Here is a 7665-nt window from a genome sequence, read left to right as displayed (position 1 = left end):
ATATCGAAAAACAAGAACGCCCTGACTAGGTCTCCCCGTGCTTACATCTCCACCTAAATCAAAGATTATAGGTGGAGAATTACGCACGATAAGTTAAACAAACCCAATAGCTGACCGTTCTGCCAGTTAATTAGGCTGCCTGCGCTTTGGTTACTAGCGGGTTTAGATTAAGCACAGCAATTAATACAAAACAATTGTCAGAACATGCTAACTTTAGCGGTTATATGTTTTTATAGCCTAACTTTGAGCGAATTTATAGCCTGATTTTGAGCACAGAACCCAATATGGGCGTAGGAGTTTCGGCTAGTCACTCTTACCTTCCCCGTTTAATCTTCTAGAGCACGTGTTTTAAGGTATTGATATGACATACGACAATCACATCCACTCACCGTCACACCCCGATAACCAACAAGATGAGCATGAGATTGACCCACCGCAAAAGTTTCAAACTTTTTATGTAGACACCCCGATTATCGGCTTAACTGGGGGTATTGGTAGTGGCAAGACCGCTGTATCAGATTGGTTCGCGGCAAAAGGGATAGATGTGGTGGATGCAGATGTGGTGGGGCATCAGATCATGAAAAAAGGCAGTCCCGCGCTACAAAAGCTGGTCGAAGCCTTTGGAGACTGGGTGCTAGATAAAAACGGGGAGATGAATCGCCGCGCTGTCCGAGATCATGTTTTTGAAAATGACAAAGCCTTATTAACCTTAGAATCTATTACCCATCCTGCCATTCGTCAAGAAATTAAAAATCAGCTCAGTAAAGTGAAGTCTGCCTATGCTATTTTATCAGCCCCTTTACTGTTTGAAAGCTATGAAGCCGGACTGGTGTCCTTGTGTGACAGAGTCTTAGTGGTTGATGCCAGTGAGGAGACCCAGTTAAAACGTGCCAGCAGCCGCGATACCCAAAGCGTTGAAAAAATTAAAGCAATTATGGCCAATCAACTGTCCCGTAAAGCCAGAGTCGAGCAGGCCGACGATGTGGTGTGTAATAACGGTGATTTAGCCCAACTACACGAGCAGCTTGAACCGTTACACGAGAACTATTTGGCGTTTAGAAAACTGCCGCGCTACTAATAAATAACAGCCAATAAAAAAGAGCGATTTATGATCGCTCTTTTTTTTCACCCTTTAAAATAAGTTAGTTAAAGCCAGTTATCTGAAACTGCTTACTTGATTTCATCTAGTCTTGCTGACGCTGACGGCTCACCTCATACAGTACCATACCTGTGGCCACGCTTACATTCAGGCTCTGTAATGAGCCATGTTTATTGCCAGTCATAGGAATATAAATTAATTCATCACAGCGCTCTGTGGTCAAACGGCGCATACCCTCCCCCTCTGACCCCATAATAATCGCTACTTTGCCTTTTAAGTCCACATCAGGTAAAGCTTTGGCGGTCTCATCTAATGCCGTGCCATAAACAAAAACTCCGACTTGCTTTAAGTTTTCAATACAGCGGGCCAAATTGGTAACCGCAATCACGGGCATAATTTCCATCGCCCCAACCGAGACTTTGGCTACTGTGGGCGTAAGGCTGGCTGAATGGTGCTTAGGACAGATAACCGCATCTACCCCCATAGCAGCCGCTGTACGTAGACAAGCGCCTAAGTTATGCGCATCGGTAATTTGATCCAGCACCAAGAATAAAGCATCGTCTGATTTTGCAATATTTGCAATCTCACCTTCATCAGCCATCGCTAGCGGACGGGCATTAAGCACCACACCCTGATGTTGGGGGCTGCCACATAAAGCCGTTAGTTTGTCTCGGCTGGCTTGTTGAATACTGACTCCCATTTGCTCTGCAAGCTGTAAAATTTCTTCAAAAGTAGAGTCAATCTCATCTGAGCTGTGTTGACTTCCCTCTTTGGCACTGCGACCTTGTTGTACAAATAGCGCCATGGCATCGGTAGGACGATGAGTCAATAAAGCATGGATAGCATGAATTCCATAAAAATGAACTGGCTTTGCCATAAAATAACCTTTTAGCTGTTTTTATATTAGTGAAGTTTTAGATAACTGAAATATGGGTATACGTGAAATTATAGATAAATGTGATGAATAGAGCTGTGTTTAGTTTACTACGCTTAAGTTTACTTTGCAGTGAATATGAAGATGGTGCCATTGAGATGAGCCAATACTTATAGCTAACCCTAAGACACAAAAGCACCCAAAGTATACACTGTGGGTGCTGTAAATATCATAAGAAAATTTAACCGAAATCTGAGCAGATTAGCCCGGTTAAGCTCTGTGTTGCTAGCAATTATCCAGTCAGCTTAACCGCTCTGATCTATCTTTTGGTTAGCCTTCAAGATGACAGATATACTGTACGATTTGATCGGTACGTAGAGTAAAGCTACTGTCTCCTGCCACCACAAAAGCTTGGCCGGCACGATAATAGGTAAAATCGTCTTCACCGGTAATCTTCACTTCACATTCACCACTGGTGATTTCCATTCTCTCTGAGGTGTGAGTAGCAAACTCATATTCACGCACGTGCTCATCACAAGGCAAGATAACACCAAGCATTTTTTTGCTGCCATCTTCAAATAATACGGTATGGCTACTACACCTGCCATCATAAGAGGTGGTGGCATTTTTTACGACAGAAACCTGGTCATAAGTCGTCATCATGATGACTTCCTCAATCTTAGTCTACTTAATAATAGTCATGGGCTAGAATTCAGTTAACGCTAAACTTACAGCCCTGCTTTTGGATGCTACTTTTTTGTTATTCAATGCTACCACAATATTACTAGAATGATTGTGACAGGATAGATGTTTTTTTAGATACCAGCTATTCCAAATCTTCAATAGCCTTTGATATAAGCCTTTTAGCATTATATCAGTGACTTACTTTTTAATTCACATACTTTTTAAACACTGAGAGATTTGATTTCTGTGACAAAAATAAATCACTTTATAATCAAGGGCTGTCACTTTAGTTTTCTACAATAATGCTTGTATTAATATTAAAATGGCTTTATATATTCAGCTAAACTTTGATTGCTATGCCATTTTATAGCGGTTATCAACTAAAATTTTATCGCAGCACCCCTATTGTCTTATTTGCTTTTAGGCGGTCATAGCGATAGGATACTGATACTATTTTTGTCCGTTTTTTAGTGTTTTTTTCTAATAAACACCCCTACTGAGATTGCTGATGCTAACTTCTCTGACCCTGCAAAATTTCGCCTTAATTAACCATCATGAGCTGTCATTCTACGACGGTTTCAACGTCATTACTGGAGAGACCGGTGCCGGTAAATCGTTACTGCTAGATGCCTTGTCCTTATGTATAGGCGGGCGTGCCGATACCAGTATGGTTCGTCATGGTAAGGATCACGCAGATATCTATGCTCAGTTTGAATTTACTGTAGAGGCTAGTGGTGCATCTTCTCACAATGCCAACACCGCGGCAGCAGTACGCCAATGGTTCGAAAGTCATGACCGAGAGTTTGACGGTGAGGTATTAATTCGTCGCCAGTTAAGTAGCAATGGCCGTTCCAAAGCTTGGCTTAACGGAGCCCCTGTAAGTCTGACTGAGCTAAAAGAATTAGGCTCGATGCTGGTCAATATTCACAGCCAACACGCTCAACAGGCCTTATTAAAGCCTTCTTTTGTGGTGGAGTGGCTAGACAGTATTGCTGGCCTACAACCCTTGGCGAATCAGACTGAGCAGGCTTATAGAACTTATCAGAAGCTTAAGCGTCAAGCTGAAGAAATCGCTGCCAAAGAAGCGCATCGTAATGATCGCATCGAGTTACTAAACAGCCAACTGGCAGACATCTCTCCCTTACTAGCTGTCGATTATGAGCAAATCGAGGCCGAGCATGACGAGCTGTCTAATTTAGAAGCGTTAATGCTAGAGGCCAGTCATGCCGTTCAGCTGTTAGACAATGATTCAGACGACCCAGATACAATGGATCTGCTCGGTAAGGCCATTCGCCTTTGTGAAAATCAATCTGAGGTGAGTGCCACATTCAGCCAAGCCAGTGAGTCTTTATATTTAGCCCAGCAACATGTCAGTGAAGCAGTAGGTTTGCTTGCAGATTATGCCGAACAGCAGCTGCCTGACCCTGAACGTCTTGAAGAGCTCAATACGTTAATCAGCTTAGGGCATCGCCTGTCGCGTAAACATGGCTTGCCTGCCATTAACTTAGTCGAAGAAGCACAAACCTGGCAAGAGGAGCTGGATAATCTAATGAATCAGCCCACCTCTGAAGTGTTAGAAGCTCAAATTAATGAGGCTTGGCAGGACTTTACAGCTTTAGCCACTGAGCTTGGAGAAGCACGTCAACAAGTGGCGCCCAGTATAAGTGAAAAGTTAGTGGCTCAGCTTCAGCCGCTGGCCTTACCAAACGCTCGCTGTGAGTTTGTATTTACCGAAAGAGCAGCTGAAAATTATAACGCCCAAGGCAAGCATGACATTGAGCTGATGTTCAGTGCCAACGTTGGCATGCCTATGCAACCTTTGTATAAAATCGCTTCCGGAGGTGAGTTGTCACGTATGGCGCTGGTGATGCAGGTGCTATTGGCCACACACAATCAACCTTCTAAGCAGACAGAGTCTACTGACACAGACGTAGCCACAGACCTCTCTGAGCCCATGCTGGTATTTGATGAAGTAGACGTTGGCATTAGTGGCGGCACAGCACAAGTCGTGGGTGAATTGCTACGCCAACTAGGGGCACATCGCCAATTATTGGCGATCACCCACCAAGCTCAAGTAGCAGCTCAAGCGCATCAGCACATTTTAGTGCAAAAGCATCATGACACCGATGAAGGTCAAACCACCAGCCAAATCAATGTTATTGAAGACGAGGCTCAAGTTGATGAATTGGCTCGTATGTCTGGGGGAGTAAATATCACTGAAGTTACCCGTGAGCATGCCCGCAGTCTACTTGCGGATGTCAATAAATAGCTAACTTTTGGCCGCACTCACTATCTAAAAGCATATTGACTGCTAACTCGGTGGCAACTAAGGTAAAGGAGCCACCTACAGTAACCGTTGCTTTAACTGTGTCTTGCCCCCATGTTAATAGTTCCCTTATTCCCCTTTATTTACTAGTAAGTTTGCCAAACCTATGACCCTTGATAACTTGACCCATCATTTCCTAATAGCTTCTCCCAATATGCCAGATGAGCGCTTTGCGCAGACGCTGGTCTATATCTGTCGTCATGACAAACATGGCGTTTTGGGATTGGTTGTCAATCGCCCTATCTTAGAGGCGCGCGTGGGTCAGCTGCTCGAAAACTTAGACATTGACGTTAGTGATCAGTCGGTAATGCAGGATTTGGCCCTAGACGGTGGTCCCGTTTATCCCGAGGTGGGGTTTGTGCTACACACCGGTCAACCTACTTGGGCCTCCTCTTTCGCTATTTCTGAGAATGTGTGCATTACCACCAGTAAAGATATTTTAGAAAGAATTGCCGCCGGAGAAGGGGTGGGTCATTATCACTTGTGTCTAGGTCATGCCAGCTGGTTTAAAGGGCAGTTAGAAAAAGAAATCAATCAAGGTGATTGGTTGGTCAGCCCAGGTGACCTATCTTTGTTATTTGAGATACCTTTTGAAGAGCGTTGGCGTCATGCCGCTCAGAAAATCGGGGTGGATTTGGATTTTTTAAGTGATGACATAGGTCATGCCTAGTATTGTGTTTTCTCTGACTGAGTTACCACTAAGCCCCTCTTTATTGGCTGTCTCTATAACTAAGTCTGCCCGCTAATTCAGTTAGGGTTAATAAGCTCTAACTAGTAATAAACTTGTCGATTAAGCGATAATTGTATTTATGCCAAATAATGAGAATTTAAACTCTGAAGCAGTTAATATTGAAGCTGCTCGCCCTGAGCAAACCGTACTTTTAGGCCTAGATTATGGCGTTAAAAAAATGGGCATGGCTTTGGGCAATACCGTTACTCAAGACGCACGCCCCTTCGATATCTTAGCAATGAATAACGGCCAGCCCGCTGATTGGGACAATCTACTGGGCATAATCGATACCTGGAAAATTGGCCGGGTGGTGGTAGGCCTACCGCTAAATATGGATGGCAGCAGCTCGATGATTGCCAAACGGGCACACAAGTTTGCTCGCCGTTTGGCGCACCGCCTGATGGAGCAGCGCATTGATGTTCCGGTACAATTATTTGATGAACGTCTGACCTCAGTGGAAGCACGTGAGATGGCCTGGGAGCTTGGACTAATAAAAAATGAACGGGATCCCATTGATGATATTTCTGCTTGCCTATTATTACAAAGCTATTTGGCCAATCCTGATCATGCTGAAGATATTGCCACTTATAAAGCAGACTAAGTATTTTATAACCGATACACTAAGACCAAACCGCTAGCCCTTTTTTATTGCTCAATAACCTATAAGCCTAAAGCCATGAGTACAGAAACTGAAAACCGCCCTAACCCTTCAACTACCAAATCTTCCAAGGGGAGTATTGCTGGGTTTCCGGCGGCGGCCATTAAGTTATTACGTGATGCGCAAAAGATAAACAAACTGTCTATTTTGGTTATTGTTTTGGCCATCTTTGCCTTTGTGGTATTTGGTACCTTAGCCAGCCTAAAGATGTTCCATGGCAGTGGCCAAATGTATTGGTTATTTCACTACCTACCTTATATTTTAGTGGGCTTAACCATACCTTTTACCCTGTACCAAGCCTTTTTGGTTTACCGCTATCGTTTGAGTCAGCCCTCGATGCTAGTGACCAGTGTCGGTGGCGCAAGTTTGCTGCTCATTATTTGTCTGTTATTTTCACTTTCAGACTGGTTATGGCTAGCGATGGCAGCTTGGATTGGCGTAGCATACTGGTTTCAGGCCACCTTTAAACGCTTTTTCAATTTTATTGAAGACAGACAGGGGCAGTAGATTACGCCTCTTTGCCCCTATTTAACCTTATACTTATAGATCATAAACCTATAAAGAGTTACCCATTATGAGCACTGCTGATACCACTCCAGAGCACCCTATCGAGCATCACCTAGATACCCAAGGCCTAATTTGCCCAGAGCCGGTGATGTTATTACACCGTACCGTTCGTAAAGCAGAGGGCGGTGACTATATTGAGATTTTGGCCACCGACCCTGCTACCACTCGCGACATTCCTAATTTTTGTCGTCACCTAGGTCATACCTTAATTTCACAGTCAGAAGCAGACAATCCTGCTGGTGATCCTGAGATACATACCGATAAACTTTATCGTTATGTGGTACAAAAAAAGCAGGGCTAGTTTATTTGGCACAATAAGACCCTAATCCACTATAAAAAACGAGGTCATCTTATTAATTTGACCTCTTTTTTATCACCAGTCGCCGTAAAACCACCCACTTCAGGGGGTGGATATAAGGCGACACACACTGTCGTAAGAAGTCGTTAAAGGGTTGTAAGTTAAAATTAACCTAGCCATACTAAAGGTATGAAAACACTCAAGCTACGCATTAAAGACAAACACATAAAAGATCTGAATCGTCTAAGCGGTTCAGTGAACTTCGTGTGGAACTATGTTAATGCACTTTGCTTTGAGCATCTAAAACGTACCGGTAAGTACTTTTCAGCCTATGATTTAAACCAGTACACCAAAGGTAGCGGCGAGTATTTAGGATTACACAGTCAGACCTTACAGGCTATCAATGAGACACACGCTAAATCACGTAAA

General features: G+C 43.7%; 8 protein-coding genes and 1 pseudogene. 7 read left to right on the top strand and 2 right to left on the bottom strand.

Annotation, left to right across the window (positions count from 1 at the left end):
- Positions 1–361 precede the first annotated feature (361 nt).
- Positions 362–1078 (top strand): dephospho-CoA kinase, encoded by a 717-nt coding sequence (gene coaE, locus A1019T_RS01680; protein WP_077450143.1) that lies wholly within the window; start codon positions 362–364, stop codon positions 1076–1078.
- A gap of 106 nt (positions 1079–1184) precedes the next feature.
- Here the strand turns inward: coaE and rlmB are convergent, their stop codons facing one another.
- Positions 1185–1976 carry a 23S rRNA (guanosine(2251)-2'-O)-methyltransferase RlmB gene (rlmB, locus tag A1019T_RS01675; protein ID WP_077450142.1) on the bottom strand — a complete coding sequence of 264 codons (792 nt, stop codon included), beginning with the start codon at positions 1974–1976 and terminating at the stop codon, positions 1185–1187.
- A gap of 327 nt (positions 1977–2303) precedes the next feature.
- Positions 2304–2636: a pyrimidine/purine nucleoside phosphorylase gene (locus tag A1019T_RS01670; protein WP_077450141.1), complete on the bottom strand. Its 333-nt coding sequence runs from the start codon at positions 2634–2636 to the stop codon at positions 2304–2306.
- 529 nt (positions 2637–3165) lie between these two features.
- On the opposite strand from A1019T_RS01670, the gene recN reads away from it, so the two are divergent.
- From recN to A1019T_RS01640, 6 genes and pseudogenes are all read left to right on the top strand, one after another.
- On the top strand, positions 3166–4926 hold the full coding sequence (recN, locus tag A1019T_RS01665; protein WP_077450140.1) for a DNA repair protein RecN: 1761 nt from the start codon (positions 3166–3168) through the stop codon (positions 4924–4926).
- A 163-nt stretch (positions 4927–5089) separates the two neighbouring features.
- Positions 5090–5653 (top strand): YqgE/AlgH family protein, encoded by a 564-nt coding sequence (locus A1019T_RS01660; protein WP_077450139.1) that lies wholly within the window; start codon positions 5090–5092, stop codon positions 5651–5653.
- A 139-nt stretch (positions 5654–5792) separates the two neighbouring features.
- Positions 5793–6314 (top strand): Holliday junction resolvase RuvX, encoded by a 522-nt coding sequence (gene ruvX, locus A1019T_RS01655; RefSeq protein ID WP_077450138.1) that lies wholly within the window; start codon positions 5793–5795, stop codon positions 6312–6314.
- 75 nt (positions 6315–6389) lie between these two features.
- Positions 6390–6878, top strand: a complete 489-nt coding sequence (locus tag A1019T_RS01650; RefSeq protein ID WP_077450137.1) for a hypothetical protein — start codon at positions 6390–6392, stop codon at positions 6876–6878.
- A 67-nt stretch (positions 6879–6945) separates the two neighbouring features.
- The gene (gene tusA / locus A1019T_RS01645) at positions 6946–7239 is read left to right on the top strand and encodes a sulfurtransferase TusA (RefSeq protein ID WP_077450136.1); all 294 of its coding nucleotides are present in this window, start codon (positions 6946–6948) and stop codon (positions 7237–7239) included.
- A 186-nt stretch (positions 7240–7425) separates the two neighbouring features.
- Positions 7426–7665, top strand: a pseudogene (locus A1019T_RS01640) (RNA-guided endonuclease InsQ/TnpB family protein); the annotation flags it as partial.

Source organism: Psychrobacter piechaudii, assembly GCF_900162825.1.
Lineage (GTDB): Bacteria > Pseudomonadota > Gammaproteobacteria > Pseudomonadales > Moraxellaceae > Psychrobacter > Psychrobacter piechaudii.
Note: the sequence above shows the minus strand (reverse complement) of the source record. Positions and strands in the feature narration are given on the sequence as shown.